General features: G+C 43.6%; 14 protein-coding genes. 1 reads left to right on the forward strand and 13 read right to left on the reverse strand.

Features of this window, described 5'->3' with window-relative positions; translation table 11 throughout:
* Positions 1 to 224: 224 nt before the first annotated feature.
* Complete coding sequence (gene iolB / locus CAG57_RS08515; RefSeq protein WP_161426901.1) at positions 225 to 1049, forward strand: 5-deoxy-glucuronate isomerase; 825 nt, start codon at positions 225 to 227, stop codon at positions 1047 to 1049.
* Between the two features lie 192 nt (positions 1050 to 1241).
* On the opposite strand, the gene CAG57_RS08520 is transcribed toward iolB, so the two are convergent.
* The 13 genes from CAG57_RS08520 to CAG57_RS08580 all read right to left on the reverse strand — a co-directional run bounded on the left by CAG57_RS08520 (position 1242) and on the right by CAG57_RS08580 (position 20287).
* A complete protein-coding gene (locus CAG57_RS08520; RefSeq protein WP_161426902.1) occupies positions 1242 to 2078 on the reverse strand; it encodes a MurR/RpiR family transcriptional regulator in 837 nt (278 codons plus the stop codon).
* A 308-nt stretch (positions 2079 to 2386) separates the two neighbouring features.
* The gene (locus tag CAG57_RS08525) at positions 2387 to 3103 is read right to left on the reverse strand and encodes a 3'-5' exonuclease (protein ID WP_099611259.1); all 717 of its coding nucleotides are present in this window, start codon (positions 3101 to 3103) and stop codon (positions 2387 to 2389) included.
* Positions 3100 to 4959: a DUF294 nucleotidyltransferase-like domain-containing protein gene (locus CAG57_RS08530; RefSeq protein ID WP_161428248.1), complete on the reverse strand. Its 1860-nt coding sequence runs from the start codon at positions 4957 to 4959 to the stop codon at positions 3100 to 3102. Before CAG57_RS08530 ends, CAG57_RS08525 begins: the two co-directional genes overlap by 4 nt.
* Positions 4960 to 5058: 99 nt before the next feature.
* On the reverse strand, positions 5059 to 6765 hold the full coding sequence (locus CAG57_RS08535) for a solute:sodium symporter family transporter (protein WP_099611260.1): 1707 nt from the start codon (positions 6763 to 6765) through the stop codon (positions 5059 to 5061).
* 96 nt (positions 6766 to 6861) lie between these two features.
* Positions 6862 to 7848 carry an inositol 2-dehydrogenase gene (gene iolG / locus CAG57_RS08540; protein WP_161428249.1) on the reverse strand — a complete coding sequence of 329 codons (987 nt, stop codon included), beginning with the start codon at positions 7846 to 7848 and terminating at the stop codon, positions 6862 to 6864.
* Positions 7849 to 8381: 533 nt separating this feature from the next.
* Positions 8382 to 10016: an FGGY-family carbohydrate kinase gene (locus CAG57_RS08545; RefSeq protein WP_161426791.1), complete on the reverse strand. Its 1635-nt coding sequence runs from the start codon at positions 10014 to 10016 to the stop codon at positions 8382 to 8384.
* Between the two features lie 11 nt (positions 10017 to 10027).
* The gene (locus CAG57_RS08550) at positions 10028 to 10987 is read right to left on the reverse strand and encodes an ABC transporter permease (protein ID WP_161426790.1); all 960 of its coding nucleotides are present in this window, start codon (positions 10985 to 10987) and stop codon (positions 10028 to 10030) included.
* Entirely contained in the window at positions 10987 to 11985 is a 999-nt protein-coding gene (locus tag CAG57_RS08555; protein WP_161426789.1) for an ABC transporter permease, read from the reverse strand. The genes CAG57_RS08550 and CAG57_RS08555 overlap by 1 nt, the downstream gene beginning before the upstream one ends.
* On the reverse strand, positions 11978 to 13471 hold the full coding sequence (locus tag CAG57_RS08560; RefSeq protein ID WP_161426788.1) for a sugar ABC transporter ATP-binding protein: 1494 nt from the start codon (positions 13469 to 13471) through the stop codon (positions 11978 to 11980). Before CAG57_RS08560 ends, CAG57_RS08555 begins: the two co-directional genes overlap by 8 nt.
* A 70-nt stretch (positions 13472 to 13541) precedes the next feature.
* Positions 13542 to 14516: an autoinducer 2 ABC transporter substrate-binding protein gene (locus tag CAG57_RS08565; protein WP_161433992.1), complete on the reverse strand. Its 975-nt coding sequence runs from the start codon at positions 14514 to 14516 to the stop codon at positions 13542 to 13544.
* Positions 14517 to 15047: 531 nt separating this feature from the next.
* Positions 15048 to 16643 (reverse strand): ABC-F family ATPase, encoded by a 1596-nt coding sequence (locus CAG57_RS08570; protein ID WP_099611265.1) that lies wholly within the window; start codon positions 16641 to 16643, stop codon positions 15048 to 15050.
* Positions 16644 to 16787: 144 nt separating this feature from the next.
* Entirely contained in the window at positions 16788 to 18782 is a 1995-nt protein-coding gene (locus CAG57_RS08575) for a peptidase U32 family protein (RefSeq protein ID WP_099611266.1), read from the reverse strand.
* Positions 18783 to 18946: 164 nt separating this feature from the next.
* Positions 18947 to 20287: an MATE family efflux transporter gene (locus CAG57_RS08580; protein WP_161426839.1), complete on the reverse strand. Its 1341-nt coding sequence runs from the start codon at positions 20285 to 20287 to the stop codon at positions 18947 to 18949.
* Positions 20288 to 20291 lie beyond the last annotated feature (4 nt).

The following is a 20291-nucleotide window of genomic DNA, read 5'->3' on the forward strand; positions in this document are numbered from 1 at the left end:
AAGTTAGCTTTTGTGATCTGGGTATAGTTGTCATCAATAACCCTTTTCTGACTGCTATAAACCGCTTTTTCCAGATAAGTTCACCTTGAATTTGAAATGTTTATTTCATAATATGGGTTATTGAAAAACCAAACCCATTTCACTCCAAGTTGGTCTAAATCAACTAAAAAGCATCACGTAAATCAATGGGAGAAATGGGCTCGCTAACCGATGAGGAACATCGCATGTCTACATTGTTGTCAAAATATAGGGCACCGGATAGCACCGGGTGCATTCAAAAAATCACACCCAAAAACGCAGGTTGGGATTATGTTGGATTTGAAGTGTATGAATTAAAAGCGGGACAAAACCTCTCTCTGCCAGCTTCCACTAACGAGCTCTGTCTTGTTCTTGTCGCCGGTAAAGCAAACATAAAAACAGAGACCGCTCATTTTGAAAATATCGGCGATCGGATGGATCCTTTTGAGCGAAAAAAACCGTATGCCGTTTATGTTTCGGCCCAAGAAAGCTGTCACGTCGAAGCACTGACACCATTAGAGTTAGCCGTCTGTAAAGCTCCTGGCAAAGGCACCTATGCCACTCGATTGATCGCACCACAAGACATTCAAGCAGAAGCCAGAGGTCAAGGAAATAATCAGCGTTATGTGCATAATATCTTACCCGATGATGTTCCTGCAGATAGTTTATTGGTTGTGGAAGTCTTTACCGATGAAGGTTGTACCAGCTCCTACCCAAGCCATAAACACGATCAAGCCAACGAGCCTCATGAAACCTATCTAGAAGAAACCTATTATCATCGTTTAAATCCTGGTCAAGGTTTTTGCTTACAGCGCGTCTATACCGATGATCGAACTTTAGATGAATCAATGGCTGTTTATGATAAAGATGTAGTCAAAGCCCCACGAGGTTACCACCCTGTAGCGACCATTGCCGGTTACGATAACTATTACTTAAACGTCATGGCTGGCCCCTCAAGAAAGTGGTGTTTTACTTGGGAACCCGATCATGAGTGGGTCAATGGCCCAGTCTATAAGGCTAAACATGCTTAATTAGCCTTGTTTTATACTATGTATAAAACAACTTGGCGTTGCAGGTAGGCGGTAAGTGAGTGACAAATTTATCTGGAAAAAATTTGAACGAACGTAGCCTACCCCATACAGCTTTAAGTAGTAAGGGTATAACATAAGATGAGGATAAAAACGTCAGTTAAAGCTGACGTTTTTTTATGTTGCATAAATCAATCATGCTTTGTGCGAGGAATCATGAAAGGCGAGCGACACTGCGAGGGTCTGAGCTAAACACAAAGAAGCGGCTTGGGAACGAAAAGCATCCACTTTGGCTTCTTTAATCACAAAACAGACATCACTGGATGAAGCCAGTGGACTAATTTGACTATCGGTAATGATGATTTGTTTAATCGCAGAACCGGCTAATGATTCGCTAATCGTGGTCGTTTCTTTCGCATAAGGTGAAAAACTAATCACAATCAATACATCATGTTCTTCAATCGTACTCAATTGCTCTTTAAACATGCCACCGAGCCCATCAATCAGAAAAGCACGTTTGTTTAAATGGCGTAATGCGTACACAAGGTAGGAAGAGACCGAAAATGAACGTCCTAACCCGACCACGTAGATATTTTTCGCTTGAGCCAGTATCTCAACCGCTCCATCGAGATATTCGACTGGTGTTTGCGCGGCTAGTTGATGCATCGCATTACTATTTGCTCTGGCAAATTCCTGTAAAATATCCATCGGGCGTTCCGGTGGCGTCATGTCTCCTTCCATCTCTCTCAGCAGTCGAACGCGATCAGTATAACTGGAAGTCTCTTCTAGTAGATTACTACGAAATAGTTGTTTCATTTCATTAAAACCACTGTACCCAAAAGCGTTTGCAAAGCGGATCAGCGTGGAGGGAGGAACACTCGCCTGCTCAGCAATCGCAGAGACGGTTTCAAAAGCGACACTATTTTTATTATCTAACACATATGCGGCGACTTGCTGTAATCTTTTACTTAATTCACCATAACGAGTTCGGATTTGATCCTCTAATTCGCTTAAGGTCGTTGCTGTTATCATACCAACACTCCGTTATTTACCATGAATTAATCTTATGCAAAATGAAACGATAATAAAAATTATTTTTCGAGTTTTTATTAAAATAAAATAAAAAAATCTAATTCGCTCGAAAAACTTACCACGTTTATCCAAATATTGACTTATACCCTTGCTACTTGAAGCTGCAGAGGGGTAGGCTACGCCAAGTTGTTTGGTATAGATGAAAAATTATTAACAACCGATTCACGCGTTGGCCAGCACGGTCTTGACAGAAAAGCCATGCAGATAGAAACGGATGTGGCACTTTAACTCGGCAAAATCGCTAACCTTTATGATAATGAACGCATGACTAAGGGGCCGAGTACTGGTGTTTGATCGGCAAAAATTTCTTCAATTAGAACCAAAAACAACTCCCCCGTAGCGACAACATCAGCAAATGCGTTATGAGCCAAATAAGGTGGTAGCCCTTTTTGTTCGCGAATGTGCGCTAAGCGTAAATCGGGATACGACACGCCTCGATACTTCATAAGAGATCGCTCCAAGCGCATAGTATCTAAAAAAATAAGTGGTAAAGGGAGCGTCTCTTCTAATTGCAGCAAATGGCGTAAAAACTGTTTCTCAATCTCAGCACCGTGGGCAATAACCACTTTTCCCTTAAGGTTTTTCACTAAGCATTCAATTAATTCATCGCGTGAAATTCCGCCAAGGAGCGTTTCAGGAACAATATGATTGACTACCGCGCTTGCTGAGTCAATACACTGTTCCGATTCGACATAATAATGCTCAGCACGACTTAGAGACATCACGGGATAGTGAAGATGGATCATTCCGACTGATAAAATCTCGTCCACCTTAGGGTTTAATCCCGAGGTTTCAAAGTCTAAGACCACACACTTTAAATCAGCTAACGGAGTATTGGGCGACGGATATGGCTTTTTAAAAAGTGGCAGACAAGGTGCCGGAATGCGAGACTTTGCCAAAGCGTGACGTCGTAACTTATCGCTATAACCAAGCGGGTGTTGACGACGAAACCAAGCCCTTATCATCGTAAACGTCCTCCAGCATGATACCGCTGTTTCGCCGCTTCCTGATAGCGAGCAATAATTCGAAATGCATCTTTGAGATGGTTGCGCTCAAAGGCGGTTAACTCACTTGGCGCAATTTGATTATTCAATATGTTCCCTGCTTGTACTTGTTCACCTTGATGATGAAAACGCACTTGATTGATAAAGTTCAGGGCTTCTTGTAACTCTTGTTTACTGGCATGACTGATTACCCCAAATTCAGCAGCGTAGGCTAATCTTTTCCCCGTTTCAGGGCTAAGACATCCGGCATTCAAGGCGTAAATTCGTGCGAGTTCAACAATTAAATTCACAGCTTGCTGTTTAATATTAAGCACCTGTCGATTATCCCCATCTTTGGTTAACACAAACTGGCGAAAGAGACCAAGCGGTGGACTGACGCGTAAAGAATTGGCCACCATAATCGAAAGAAAGCGCTGGTTGCCTCGCACACAAGTCAGCAAGGTTTGGTTAAGCTGTTCAACCAATGCCTTTGCCCCATATAAAAAGCGCATATCGAGAAAAACACTGATATCGAGCAATGACTGTGCCTCTGGCAGCACCACCCACTGTCTAAAGTTGCTCTGCCATTGTGCTAGCGAAACACACCAACGAGCTTGATTGGCCATCATATCGCCAGGGCAAAGCCGATAACCACAAGCATCCAGCCCATGGCAAACAAACTGTGTCAATTTTTGAAAGTAAAGTTGCTCTTCATCGTTGGCTTCTCTCGCTAAAATAATGCCATTATCTTGATCCGAGTTCAGGTGCATTTCTTGACGAGCCTGAGAGCCAGCGACAAACCACGCATAATCCATAGGTGCAGTTCCGAATTCACGCTCGGCCAATTGTAGCAGTCGTTTATTAAAGGCATCGGCAATCTGCGTCATCATCTGCTGTATAATACTGGGGGCAACATTGGCAGATAATAATGCGTCAAATACGGCCTGTCGTTGAGGAACCATACTCACCAACTCAGTAACCGATTCCTGCCGATAAATTCGACTGATCAGAAATACGGCATGCACATGGCTTTTTTCTGTCAAACTGGTGGCCGTTAATACGCCAGCAACCTGCTGACCTTCCAATACAGGGAGGCTACGCACGTTGTGCTGCATCATCATTTCCATTGCTTCAAGAACTAACACATTCGACTGAATGGTTTGTGGATCCGGAGTCATAATTTGCCTGACAGGAACATTCAACCCTAGGCCTGCCGCAATGACACGCTTAGTCATATCTCGATCCGTTATAATACCAACCAGCTGCTCCCCTTCCATCACTAAGGCACTGGAACGGTGTTTATCGACCATCATTTGTGCCGCCTCTTGAACTAAAGTGCACGGTTGGACTTTGGCGACACTACGATTCATTACCTCTTTGACACTTTTTAAATAAAACACCTCCTCGCCAGACCATTTCTCATTCGAATGAGCCAATCGAACCGATTCTTTAGATGAAAAATGGTGGCTAACTGCCGGATTATCGCGCATTAACTGCAATAAAATCTGCTTGGGGATCCGATACAACAAAGTATTTTCTAAGGCAACTAATTGATAGTCACACTGGCCGGAACGATATAACTGGCTAAAACCAAATAGATCACCATCAGCTAACCGAGCACGTAAAGTCCCATCGGGATGATATTGCTCGACCGCTCCAGTTCGCACAAGATACAACCCCTGCCCAACAATTTGTTCTCCCGCAAGGCACTTTCCTTGCTTTAAATAGAGTATATCTACCGCAGCAGCCAATGCATTTTGTTCTTGTTCACCAAGCCGCTCAAAAGGATCAACCGAGGAGAGGTAGCTGACAATATTCGGTAACAATGAACTTTCCATAGAGAACCCCTATTGATTAACGAAAATCGCTCAATCTTAATATAAAAGATTGAGCGGAGGACGCATTTCCTTGGCCTTAGCCAAGAGGGAGATACGTTATTATTGAGCGTCTTTCTGAGCTTTGATCAACTTAGCTCTGGGGCTACGCATTAACTCGCGGAAAATCGTCCAGAAGACATAACCTAAAGAACCGGCAGCTAATAAATAATAGCCTGTCATGATCCAGGTGGGCACATTATGCGCGAGGAACACATACATAGATACCGAAGAAAGCGTGATCAATACCGCGACGGCTGGAGTCATTGACCAAGGGGTAATATCCACTTGCTCGGTATAGATATCTTCATGATCTTCTTGTGGATAGAAGTAGCCAACCGTCAACATAAAGGCAACGTTAGCGACAAATAATAACCCAACTAAGTGGAAGAAATGGATATCAACTTGGAACACAAAATTGAATAGGATATAGGCTGATACGCCAAATAATAACCCGAGTTTTGCTGCTATCGCGGGTACATGCTTAGTCAATAAGCCAACTAATACCACGCTTAAAATAGGCGAGTTAAACAAACCTTGTAGCTGCTGGATCAAATAGAACAAGCCGTCTGGCGCATTGGCCACCAAAGGGGCTACAATCATAGAAATTAATGCCAAACTTAGTCCTAGCCATTTCCCAAGTGACACCGTTTGGGCTTCCGTTGCATCAGGTTTAAGCGATTTTTGGAAAATATTGACGGTAAATAGGGTAACTGAAGAGTTTAATCCGCCACTAAAGGTAGAGAACACCGCTCCCACGACTACGGCAGCAAAGAAACCGACCAACATTTCCGGTAAAACCAATTGCACGAGGCTAGGATAAGCATGATCTGGATTATCCATCTGGCCACTGAACACATGATAAGCAATGATACCGGGTAAAATGATAATGCTTGGAATCATCAGTTTAAAGAAAGCGCACAGTAGAACCCCTTTTTGTCCTTCTGCCAAGTTCTTTGCTCCAAGCGCTTTTTGTACAATGGACTGATTGGTACACCAGAAGAACATATTGGAGACGATCAACCCTGTAAATAAGGTTGAAAATGGCACCATAGAGTCTTCAGCTCCAATCGAATTAAATTTTTCAGGATGGGATTGATACACTTCCACTAAACCGCCCAAGATATTACCGTCACCAACGTAAGCCAGTGCAAACAAGGTAACCATCAAGCCGCCGGTAATTAATCCTACGCCATTAATGGTATCGGCGACCGCAATCGCTTTAATACCACCAAAAACAGCATAAATTGCCCCAATCGTACCGACCCCCCAAACCATCAACCATAAAGCGGTATCTTTATCGACACTAAACACATTGGACACTTGGAACAAGCTCTCCAAAGCAATTGCGCCGGTATAAAGTACAATCGGTAAGAGTGAAATAACATACATGGCTAAGAATAGAATGGACGTAATGGTCAGCGTTTGTTTATCAAACCGCTTCTCTAAATACTCAGGAATGGTGGAAATCCCCAGTTTTAAGTAACGCGGTAGAAAGAAAATCGCAAAGAGAACGATGGTCATCGCGGCCATCACTTCCCATGCCATAACGATAAAGCCGGTTCGAAAGGATAAACCATTCAGTCCGACAAGATGTTCTGTCGAGAGGTTCATCAGCAACATGGATCCACCAATGTAAACCCCTGTTAACGATCGACCGCCAAGGAAATAACCTTCGGTTGAATCAGTGAGGTGTGCATTACGAGTTTTATAGTAAGCAAATCCCGCAACGAACAACGTAAAACCGATAAATGAAATAAAAGCGAGCATGGTTCCTCCAAAAGCTTTTATTACGCCCAGCACCCTTATACGTCCCCATGCTGGGCGATGAATTAGCCCACTCAATTACGGTGAGCTAATGACGATTTACAGTGTAATTTCGCGTCCTGAATGCAGTGATTCCAGCGCCTTATCCGCGAGCAATAATGCTTGCTCGCCGTCATAACCACTGCATTCTGGTTGAGCTCGTCCGGACAATACATCGACAAAATGCTGCCACTCTGCGCGATACGCTTTTTCATAACGTTGTAAGAAGAAATGTTCCGGTTTGGCTGCCACACACCCTTGCTCGCCCCAAACTTCCACTACATCTTCATGGATATTATTGGCGCGCAATAAGCCTTTTTCGCCATGCAATTCAATCCGTTGATCATAACCGTAACCAGAACGACGGCTATTGGTAATGGTCGCCATCGCCCCTGATGGGAATTTCATCACGATAAATGCGGTATCAATATCCCCCGCCTGACCAATTTCAGGATCGACAAGATTACTGCCTTGGGCATAAATAGAGACTGGATCTTCTCCCATGATAAAACGCGCCATGTCAAAATCATGAATCGTCATATCACGGAACATGCCACCAGAAACTTTGACATATTGAGCTGGTGGTGGTGATGGATCGCGTGAGGTAATCAGTAAGGATTCAGCTTTACCAATCAGACCAGCGCTCAATTGTTCACGGACTTTGCGAAACTGAGGATCGTAACGACGGTTAAATCCAACAAAGAGAGGAACTTGATGCTCTTTGACTGTCGCTAAACATTCACGAACTCGTTCGATATCGAGATGAACTGGCTTTTCACAGAAAATGGCTTTTCCTGCCCGTGCGGCAAGTTCTATTAGTTCAGCATGGGTATCCGTTGCCGAGGCAATCAGCACCCCATGCACATTCGGATCGGCTAACGCTTGTTCTGTGGTTTGAATTTTAGCGCCATATTGGTCAGCCAATTTTGTCGCCCCATCACCATAAGGATCAATGACGGAATAAAGGCTAGTTTCTTTGTGTTCAGCGATATTAACCGCATGAACTTGTCCAATTCGGCCAGCGCCAAACAAAGCAATGTTATACATAGGGTACTCTCCTTCTACAGGATGTTTTTATGATCTTTTCATTGAATTCCATCGTGTAATGAGTCGATGTCGTGTTACCGGCATCTCTCGATCAATTGGAAGCAATGAGCTCTTGTTAATGACAAATACACCATAACAACGAAAAAATAATTTCACAATCATATAAAATGAAATTTTTATTTTGCGTTTAAAAATTGAGAGTATTGCAGCATTTTTGTTCATGGCTCATTAAAATTTCTTATTCATCAGAGTGAATATGAGAGAAGGTAGGATATTCAAGCGCAACACAGGATAGGGTCGGTATAGAAAAATTCACGTCAACGCCGGGGACTCTACCGCTAAAAAGTGAAATGAAAGTTTTATTTATCACCATAATGGCGATGCTGTTTGTTATTGGAGTAACAAGAGCAAAAGCCACAAAATAACGTTATTTGATGCTATTTGTGGCTTTGAGCGGGGTAAATATCCCTTTCTAGTTGAAGCTGCAGCGATGTTAGCTACGTTCGTTCACCCCAACTGCTAAAACTGCCGAATTAGAAATCGGCCATTAGGCGCTTATATTCTGCATCATCTTGATACATTTTATGGAAAATTGTGTATTTGACTTCATAAAAGCGTTTAATTTTTTCGGTTTGTGGGGTTACACTTTTGCTGATACGGCTCATCGCATTCATGGCATCAGGAATATCACTATAAAACCCAGCGGCTACTGCGCCTAACATGGCGGAGCCAAGAATCACCGCTTCGCTCTCTTCCGGTAACAAGAAGATACATCCGGTGGCATTCGCATGTTCTTGCAGAAATACACTATTTTTAGTCCCGCCACCACAGGCCATAATGGTGTTGATTTCATAACCTGAACGATTCATCACTTCAATGATATGCCGGGTTCCTAGCGCAATGCCTTGAATGGTCGCTAAATATAGCAATGCCATATCATCGATTGTTTGGGACATTTTTAATCCAGTCATCGTCCCGGTAAGATGTGCATTAGCTCGCGGTGAACGGTTACCATGGAAATACGGTAACACGTGAATATCTTTGGTTAGAAAAGCGATGTTATCCTTACTTCCCGCTAAGGCAAGCAAACGTTCATTGAGGATCTGATAGACGGTTTTTCCTACCTTATCAGCTTGAGCTTTTACGCTAGGATACAAGGGATGAGAAGTAATCATATGATCAATCAATGCACCAGTAGCAGACTGCCCGCCTTCATTTAACCAATACCCTGGGATCATCGCGCTGTAGTAAGCTCCCCAGACGCCATCAATAAAACGCGCGGTTTTTGAAACGGCCATGTGACAAGAAGAGGTGCCACCAATCAAAGCTAATCGCTGATTAAAGTCTGCTTTATCTCCTGTCATTCCAGCCGCACCTAATACACCAATTCCCCCTGCATGGGCATCAATGATGGAAGTCGCCACCGCGGTTCCCGGAATTAAACCGAGATCGGAAGCCGCATGAGCGGTTAAGCCATCTCCTACTGGCTGCCCCATCGGTAGAATACGCTCTCCGATCACTTTCGCATTACTGGCTAGTAAGTCTTCAAGGCCTATCTGATTAAAAAAGCTTTTGTCCCATTTCCCTTCATGGCCCAAGTAAGTCCATTTACAAACGGTTGAACAGAGTGAACGACTTGCATCAAAGGTGGCTTTCCAAGTCAAAAAATCAGGAAGATCAAAAAAATACCCCGCTTTTGCCCAAGTATTCGGCATATGCTGCTTTAACCAAAGTAACTTGGGAGTTTGCATCTCAGGTGAAATTCGATTTCCGACGTACGCCAGTACAGGGTGCTGCGTTCTATTGATGCGATCAGCCTGTACAATAGCTCGATGATCCATCCACATGATAATATTCTGCTCACTACGCCCAGTAGGGCTGACCGTTAAGGGTTGACCATTTGGGTCTAAAACCACCAAAGAGCAAGTGGCATCAAATCCTATTCCTTTCACTTGGATCGGGTCGATATTGGCCTGAGCAACGGCATCTTTGACGGCAAGACAGACGGATTGCCAGATATTTTCGGAAGATTGTTCAACAAAATCCGCTTGTGGTTTGAACATCAGCGTGTCGCGCTTTGCTTCGCCAACTTTACAGCCATGAGCATCAAACACCCCAGCTCGCGCGCTACCACTGCCTACATCAACGCCGATAAAATAAATACTCATAGATTTCACCGTTAAGCCTTATTCTTTTGTAAGAAAATAAATAAAATCAGAATGCCGCCCCAAAGGGCCATCGTGAGATAACTGCTTACCCCTAACAAATTCAGGCCACTTTCCAAGGTTTGTAGAACAATCAAGGCCAGCCCAATGCCAATAATTCGTCCAAAACCACCATCGGGATTAATCCCACCTAGCACGGAAGCGAGGATGGCAATCAACAGGTATGATTCACCATACCCTGCTTTGGCTGAGTTAAATTTCGCCATCATGACCAATGCGGCAACCCAACATAGAATTGAGGAAAGCACATACACCGCTAAGATGGCCTTTTTTGTATTAATCCCAGAAAAACGGGTGGCTTTTTCATTTGAGCCAATCAAATAGATGGTTCGGCCTAAACGGGTATGTTCGAGCAGCGCCCAAAGCCCAATCGCGAACACGACAAACAAGATAAGCGGCATCGGGATCCCCCAAAGCGTCCCATTTCCTAGCACCAATAAGGCATGAGGAAACCCTGAAATGACGCTTCCTCCTGAAATGAGCACATTCAACCCATTGATTAATGTCATCATTCCTAATGTTGCAAGAATAGGAGACACACCAACATAAGCAATTAACACTCCATTAAACAGCCCAACCACAACTGCGGTTAGCATGCCACCGGCTAAAGCGGCAACAAGCATGATTGCACTGTCTGGCGCTTGGGTGATAATACTGGCCATAACTAAACCACAGGCATTGGTTGTGGCAATAATCGATAAGTTAATGCCTCCAGTTAGCATACAGATCGCCATCGCCAGTGCGAGTAAACCAAGCAATGGCATTTGGGAGGACATCGACTGTAGGTTACCTAACGAAAAAAAAGCTTTGCCGGCAGATAAACCCATCGCCAATAAGATACCGGCTAAGATCACGAGCAAATAACGAATATTCTTATCGGTCGGTAGTGATAGTTTATTGAGAAACGCTTCCATTATGCCCCCTGCACTGCTTGTTTTTTTTCATTGATCGCTGTCATACTAATACTGCACACAATAATGAAGCCGGTAACAACCGTATGCCAATAGGAAGGAACGCCTAATATGGTTAGTCCATTTTTTACAATCGCTAGCAAAACAACGCCAAGAATAACGCCCAATAAAGTTCCCTTTCCGCCAGTCATACTAGTGCCTCCCAGCACGACCGCCGCTAGCACTGTCAGTTCAAAACCCATCAATGAATTTGGCGCGACCGACTGAGTGATTTGGGTCTGTACCACCGAAGCGATGCCCGCGAGAGCCCCCATATACCCATAAACGAATAAATGAATGCCAAAAAGATTAATCCCAATTCGACTGGCGGCATCGGCATTTCCCCCTACAGCATAAATTTGTCGTCCTAAGCGAGTTTTATTCATCAAAAAAGAGGTAACGAAAACCATCACGATTAAAGTCAGAATAGGAAGTGACAAGCCATAGTCATAACCATCATGACCGGTAAAAGTAAACAGCTCGATACCATCCATAAACCAGTCAGGAAAACCATATAACCACTCGCCGTTACTGGCATAGATCAGTAATCCAAAGAAGAGGTTTAAAGTAGAAATGGTAATAATAATGGCAGGCACTTTTAGCTTATACACCAGGATCGCATTAATCATCCCCAGTAAAATGCCCACAACGGTAGCAATGGCAAAAGCCACCATAAAATTACCGCCAAGATTTAACACGTAACTCGCCATGACATATTGTGCGATGGCCGCGGTGGCAGGAAAAGAGATATCAATTCCTCCAGCGATCAAAACAACAAAGAGCCCACACGCCATGATGCCCAGAATTGCTGAGCTGATAGACATATCAAACAAGTTACCTAAAGTGAAAAAGTCTTCAGAGGTCATCGTCAATGCCATCATCATCAGCACAATCATCATCGACAGATAAAATTCGTGATGTTTCATTAATGCGGTAACAGACCGACGAACGAAATTAAGCATTGACCGCCTCCATAATCTCTTGCTCGGAACTGTAAACGGGATAGAAGTCATGGGTAAAACGTCCTTCTTTCATTACTATGACGCGATGACTGTTGTAAAACACTTCTGGTATTTCATCACTAACCATGATGATCGCGATGCCTTTTGTGGCAAGATCTTTCGCTATGGTGTAGATCGCTTCTTTATTAGCAACATCAACCCCAACGGTCGGAGAATCAAGAATCAGGACTTCTGGCTCGACAGCTATCCATTTTGCAATAGAAATACGCTGTGCATTGCCACCAGAGAGGCTAGTGACCGGTAGTTGAGGGTCGGCAACTTTAATCGAGAGCGATGAGATCAAAAGATCCACTAACTTATTCGCCTTGATATGGTCGAGAAATCCAGAAGGTTTTTGCAGCCGGTCTAACACTGCAGCCGTAATGTTATCGCGAATCGTTTGCTCCATAACCAGACCGGTCGACATACGATCTTCTGAAACATAACCAATACCATGAGCAATCGCATCGCGATTTGATTCAAATTGCACCGGCTGTCCATTCACCAATATTTGTCCCTGATCTGGTTTGGTCATACCAAATAAAGCCATACATAATTCAGTTCGGCCAGCGCCTAATAGACCCGTAATTGAGATGATTTCACCCGCTCGCACAGAAAAAGAAATATCACTAAACTGCCCTTGTTTCGTTAAACCTTTTGCTTCTAGCTTGATATCACCCTGCTCATGATAAGGAGCAAGTGGCGTAAATTTAAAACGCTGCCCCGTCATTAAAAAGGCCAATTTATCACTATCCACTTCATTAGCTTGATAAGTACCAATGGTTTTCCCATCGCGGATGACTGTGATGCGATCAGAGATTTCCATCACCTCATCGAGCTTATGACTCACAAAAACGACCGTAACACCTTTGGATTTGAGATCGGCGACGACATTAATCAAATGATTAACTTCCGTTCGGGTTAACGATGCGGTCGGTTCATCCATAATCATTAATTTGGCATCCGATGCCATAGCACGACAAATCGCCACAAGCTGACATTCAGCAATAGAGAGCTGTTCAACCCGTTTTTGTAACGGCAACGTCACGCCGACTTTTTCCATCGCTTTGAGGGCAATGTCTTGAATTCGTTTTTTTTGCACCAATCCTTTCGCCCACTCAATGTGATCTTGAATGGCAATATTCTCTGCAACGGTTAAGTTAGGAAATAGTGATAAATCCTGATAAATCACTTGAATGCCGTATTCAATGGACTGCTGTGGAGTAAGTCTTGCATAGCTTTTGCCAGCAAGAATGATTTCTGCTCCTTTCTCTGGCGCATGAACACCGGAGATCACTTTAAATAATGTACTTTTACCGCAGCCATTTTTACCCGCTAAACAATGCACTTCACCTCGGTTAAAGGTGAGATTAATACCATCTAAAGCTTTTACTGAACCGAAATGCTTTGAAATATGCTTAAGAGTAATAAAAGGAGTACCTGACATAAGAATCTCCAATAGTCATGAGGCGGCGTTGCGCCGCCCCAAATAAGAGTAGAGGAAGAACGTAGCGTGGTTAAAAACCTAACTGGCGAGCATTGGTTTTATCCACTTCTAAAATTTTATTGAATTTAATAACACGATTTTCAATATCAATGTCAGCCTCTCCAAGCCCTTCGACTGTCACGCCTTTTGATACATCATGACCTTCTAGCATCTGCTTTGCTACAGCAACCATGGCATAACCGGCATCGGCAGGGTTCCATAAGAAACCTTTATCTATTTCTCCGCGGGCCAAATATGGCGCAGCTTGACTAGGCATCATAATACCCACAACACTGATCTTATCTTTTGCACGTTTCTTTTTGATCGCTTCACCAGCGCCAATCGCGCCCAAGGAGCCATAAGAAACAATGCCTGACATATCTGAGTGAGCTTTCATTAGATCGTTGGTGGCTGCATAGGACTGGTCAATACTTTCAGCGACAGGCATCCGGCTGGTCACCTCATACATATCGGGATAATTTTTTTTCTGGTAATCGATGGCTAAATTTGCCCAGTTATTATGCAGAGGAACCGTTAATGACCCAACATAAACAGCATATCCTCCCTTCTCTCCCATATTTTTAGCTAACTCATCCATCGTTGCCTGCGCATAAGCTTGGTTATCAATAGTTTCAATATCCCAATCTGCGTTATGCTCATCTGGAGATTCATGAGTTAGGACAATAATGCCTTTCTCACGAGCTTTCTTAAATACAGGTTCCAATACCGTGACATCATTAGGAACTACCGTGATGGCATCAACGCCTTTAGCAATTAAATCTTCAATAATTTTAACTTGTTGTGCGGGATCAGGCGTTGAAGGGCCAAGTTGGCGAGCATTCACGCCAAAGTCACTTGCGGCTCGCTCAATCCCTTTGTTCATTTGGTTAAACCAAGGAATGCCGGAAACTTTTACGACATTGACTATTTCATAATCCTTGGCTTGTGCGCCGACAGCCGCAATAGCAAGCGTTAATGCGGCGACGTTTAATAAGATCTTTTTCATCTTCATCAATCCTTTCTTGGTGGTATGCAGGGTTAGGTGAATCGACACGAGAATGTTAAATCTGATATCAAGATATTATTGCCACCAAGGATAATAAACGTGATCTACACACGATATTGTTAATAGGTGGTTAGTAAAATGATAATTTAAGGTTTTATATATAGAGGGGTGTAAACTTACATAAAAAAATGAAGGGAAAGAGATCAAATTAATAACAAATAAAAAACAATAAAAAACAAAAAAGCCAATCAAATGGTAAAGCAATCGTTTTCCATCAATGATCATTCAATATAGAATGTGAATTTTGATCAATATATGAACAAAATCACTTTTATTTCTCAAAAATAATCATTTCTCACTCAATCGGGGGCATAAGAAAGAGTTTCCTCGATATAAAACCCTCCAACTCATTTAGCTTTTTTGTTATTAAGTAACCAATTTTTGTTTTAGAGTTTCAACGCTACCCGATTATGATAAAAAAGCCATCACATAACGCGATGGCTTATAAACATTATATGGTTGAACGAAAAATTAGCCCGTTAAACCTTGTTTAGCCAGATATTCATCATAGGTGCCGTGGAAATCGTTGACGCCTTGTTTGGTGATCTCAATAATGCGTGTGGCGATGGAAGAAACAAATTGGCGATCGTGAGATACGAACAGCAAAGTGCCTTTATAGTTCTCTAACGCTAAGTTCAACGCTTCGATTGATTCCATATCCATGTGGTTGGTTGGCTCGTCCATCAGTAAAATATTGGGTTTTTGCATAATGAGCTTACCAAACAGCATGCGGCCCTGTTCACCACCGGAAATGACTTTTACCGATTTTTTAATGTCATTTTGTGAAAAGAGCATACGCCCCAAAATGCCGCGTACGGTTTGTTCATCTTCCCCTTCGTTTTTCCATTGGCTCATCCAGTCAAGCAAGGTCATCTCTTGGCTAAAATCATGCGCATGATCCTGTGCATAAAAACCGATGTTATGATTTTCAGACCACTTGATCATGCCAGCCATTGGCTCCATTACCCCAGCAAGGGTATTGAGCATGGTTGACTTACCGATCCCGTTTTCACCAATGATAGCAATCCGCTCACCCACTTCTACCATTAAGTTTACGTTATTAAACAAGATGTTGTCGCCATACCCTTGTTTAAGACCTTCAACTTCTAATGCGTTACGGAATAACTCTTTCTTCTGATCAAAACGGATAAATGGAGATTGACGGCTCGAAGGTTTTACTTCTTCAAGCTGAATTTTATCCAGCTGTTTCTGACGAGATGTTGCCTGTTTTGCTTTTGAGGCATTGGCAGAAAATCGGCTTACAAATGTTTGTAATTCAGCCATTTGTGCTTTTTTCTTCGCGTTATCAGCATGTAAACGCTCACGCGCTTGTTCTGCGGCAATCATATATTCATCATAGTTACCGTGGAACAAGCGTAATTCACCATAATCAAGATCCGCCATATGAGTACAGACGGTGTTCAAGAAATGACGGTCGTGCGAGATGATGATCATGGTACAGTTACGCGCCAGCAAGGTTTGTTCTAACCAAGCAATGGTATGCATGTCCAAGTTGTTGGTCGGTTCATCAAGCAGCATAATTTCAGGCTCAGCAAACAGCACTTGCGCCAGTAGGACTCGAAGCTTCAAACCCGGAGCAATTTCACTCATCAAACCAAAATGTTGCGCTTCGGGTATCCCCAAACCTAGCAGAAGTTCTCCTGCACGAGCTTCAGCAGAATAGCCGTCCATCTCCGCAAATTCGGTTTCAAGATCGCCCACTCGCATACCATCTTCATCGGTCATCTCCGGTAGGGCGTATATGCGATCGCGCTCTTCTTTTACTTTCCACAACTCTTTATGGCCCATGATGACGGTATCCACCACGGTAAATTCCTCGAACGCAAATTGATCCTGCCCTAATTTAGCCATACGTTCATTCGGGTCAGTCGAGACAGACCCCGCAGAAGGCTCCAGCTCACCGCTGAGGATTTTCATAAAGGTGGATTTACCACAACCGTTAGCACCAATCAGGCCATAACGGTTACCATTACCAAATTTAATCGAGATATTTTCAAATAATGGCTTATCGCCAAATTGCATGGTGATGTTTGCAGTCGTTAACACAGAGAATTCCAAGTTGTTGGATGGTAAAAGCAAAAGGTTGGCAAAAACCAACCTTTCAAAAAGTGGGGGCGATACTAACAGTTTTTGTGACAAATATCACCTGAGTTTGTCGATGGACTTTCCTTTTCAGTAACCAATGTGCCGTTATAAGCCTTTTTGGTACTGCTTGTTTGTGGTGCCTTGAATTTGCGTCAATAGCATTTCTTTAGCGGTAAGATCACCTTGTAAGGCGCGTTTAAATTGTTCGATAAGTGATTTCTTGTCCATCTGAATTTGAGTTTGGGTAGGAATGTGACGCAAGTCGATCATGAAATCGGTGTACAACGATGGTAAATCCTCTAAAACTGCGAGATTAAGGCAATTGACATCACTGTACAAACGGTTATGGCTCCCCTTCTGTTTATGAATGACATAAGGCCTCTCTTTTAACGAGATAATCGAAGCGGTTTTTTCACAACGCATCATGCAACCTTTGTTCATGCGCGGTTTCTTACACCCAACCGTTGACATAAAAAAGCATTGGCGACTGGTCATTAAATGTATCGGATGATAGAGGGTATAAAAGAGCCTAACGCCTTGTGGCCGAACAATCTTTCTCATTTGTAGAGCATTAATTTCATCGGAAATGAAAGCTCCAACGCCTTTTAATTCCTGCTGTATACATTGCAGAGCGAAGGAGTTGGTGATGTTAAGTTGTGGCCCCGCAACCCAGTTGATTCCTAAAGTTTGCGCAATATGAGCAACGCCCAGATTATCGGTTACCAGCAAATCGGGGTTGATCCTTCGGAGTAATTCGATGGCGGCTTGATAATGCTCACCAATCAGCACCGCAGGAAAAAATGGAATCAATGTGGGGTGATGGTTAAACAACGCGATCATCGCTTCAAGTTGATAGTTCAGTGCATCTGGAAGCTGATAGAAAAAAGAGACATCGCTGCATGAGTTCATAAGCTCCAAATCGCTAGAATCAGAAATCAACACCGATAATTGAGGTGGCGTGGTGATATCACTATTCGCCTGTTTTGGTATCGAAATATCACCTCTTCTGCTGTTACCTTTTAAACTACGGCGAGCTTTAGGTTCAATCGGCATCGTTCGAGTAAGCGTTTCAACCTTATCGATAATTTCAGTGGTCTTGTCATACAGGCGCTGCTTAACCTGTTTAACTTCATCAAGGTTACGACATTGATAAATGGTGGAGAAGTGCGTGGCGGCATGGTTTCTTGGGTTATCTATATACATGTCACGATGTATATCACCTTGTAAATAGCCATTGGTGAAATCACGGTTAAAGACATGGTATAGCTCTGTCATATCTTGCCGAATCGTCCCTGTTTCACAAAATTGGTCAATCTGCTTACGCCAGTTATCCACTACTGTATAAACATAATGTGGCTTTTTGATCCGCCCTTCGACTTTTAAAGAATACACTCCAGCTTTGGCTAAAGCGGCAATATCGGTGTATGCCGAGTTATCTTTTAAGTTAAGCGGATAGTTTTTTCCAACGGATGTCGTTTGATATTGATCTCGGCAGGGTTGGCTGCATCGACCTCGGTTGCCAGAAGCGCCACTGCGTTCAGAGCTGAAATAGCACAAACCAGAAAAACCAATGCAGTACGAGCCATGTACAAAGACTTCCGTCATTACATTATGCTGACGGCCCAATTGAGCCAGATGGGTAATTTCATCGATGTTCAGCTCACGTGAGAGGTTTACACGGCTGCTACCCAGTTGACTCAAAAGTAACATTTGACCTTCGTTATGCGTATTCATTTGAGTTGAGGCATGCATATCCAACTCAGGGAAATAATGCTTAATTATGTATGCTAACCCCAGATCCTGTACGATCACCCCATCCACATCTGACCCAGCTAACTGTTGAAGTAAGCGGATAACAGAAGGAATTTCATTTTCCAACAGCACAATATTTATGGTGATAAAAATTTTACACTGGTGTTGATGTGCCAGCGTTAAAACGCTATCCAAGATATCTAATGTGATATTGGTCGCTCGGTTGCGGGCGTTAAACCTTTCCAAACCACAATAAATAGCATCAGCTCCGGCTACTATTGCGGCTTTAATTGAATCCAAATCCCCGCCAGGGGCTAATAACTCAAACTGTTCTTTTGGGAAAAACAAACGACTGACTCTTTTTCATTTCATTGGGTCAGGCATTATAGCGATCTCGGTCACAAAACCCTTGATGTGGCTCAGGTGAGAGCGACATCTAAGATTTATTTTAAGAAAGTGATGAACAAATCTTATTTGATGCCACTCAACACTTTCTAGAGTCTGTTGACAGGTTAAAGTAATTGATATTTAGCCCAAACCGCTGAGCGCCAACGTATACCCATGATAATTCCGCGAACCCATTCATCCAACGCTATCGCCATCCAAGCACCGAATACGCCATAACCCCAGTGAATACCGAGTAGATACGAAAACACCACGCCTAAGCCCCACATACTCAAAATGCCTATTTGCACCGGGAATTGGATGTCCCCAGCTCCTTTCAATGCAGAGATAAAAATCAAGTTAAACACTCGCCCAGCTTCAAGCAGGATAGATCCCATCACTAAAGCCCCCGTAAGTCGCAAAACTTCTGGATTCTGCGTAAATAACGTTAAGATGGAATCGCGGAAAAAATAAATCAGACTGGCAGCGGTAACGGAGGTGGTAAACCCCACGAGAAAGTAGAGTTGTACCCGTTTGAGGATACTGTCTACCCAACCTTTACCGATGTAGTAACCAGTTTGAATTTGCGTTGCTTGGCCAATGGCTAAGGCAAACGCAAAAGAGAAACGCGCGATGTTTTGCGCGTAGGTAAACGCCGCAAGAGACGAAGTACCCATTTGCACCACAAAATAGACGATGGTAATCTGCGCCATATTGTACGAAAGCACTTCCCCTGCGTTCATGCCGCCGATTTTGAGGATTCGCTTATAGACCGCGTTGGGCACTTGTGCAAGGGAACGCATCGGCAAGTCGATGGCGCTACGCCACAGCAGCACGCCTAAAATCGTCGTGCCGATCACTTGGCTCACCACCGTCGCAATCGCTACCCCTTGTACACCATATACGGGCAAACCAAACGGCTGATAGAGTGCAATGTAGTTCCCCATAACGTTCAGCACGCCACTGATAAGGTTAACCGTCATGGGTGAGCGCGAATAACCGTGGCTGCGCAAAATGGTGGTAAACACAATACCAATAGTGACGTTAAAGGTCAGCGCCCCGCTGATAAGCAGGTATTCTTGCGCATACTGTTCGACTTGTGCTTCAAGTCCGTAGTAAGGAAGCAGATGCATCGCACCGAGTACCGCCAACACACTGAGGATCACCCCAATCATGCTGGAAAGCGCGATGCTCGCCACCCCAACGTGGGAGGAATCTTGATCGCGCCCTGCACCGTTGTATTGTGCAATAAGAATCCCGGTGCCGCTACTGACAACAGTAGAGATGATGATGAGGAAAAACGTCAGTTGGGTGATCACCCCCACCGCAGAAACCGCTTTGTCCGAATAACCAGAGAGCATGAATACATCACTGGTGCCGAGTGCTGTCCGTAGCAAAATTTCCACTAATATCGGCCACGCGAGCGTCACGATAGACATACGCTGGTTGATATTTTGGGTTTTAGCCATCTTG

Origin of the sequence: Vibrio sp. V30_P3S12P165, assembly GCF_009904905.1 — a bacterium.
Lineage (GTDB): Bacteria > Pseudomonadota > Gammaproteobacteria > Enterobacterales > Vibrionaceae > Vibrio > Vibrio fujianensis.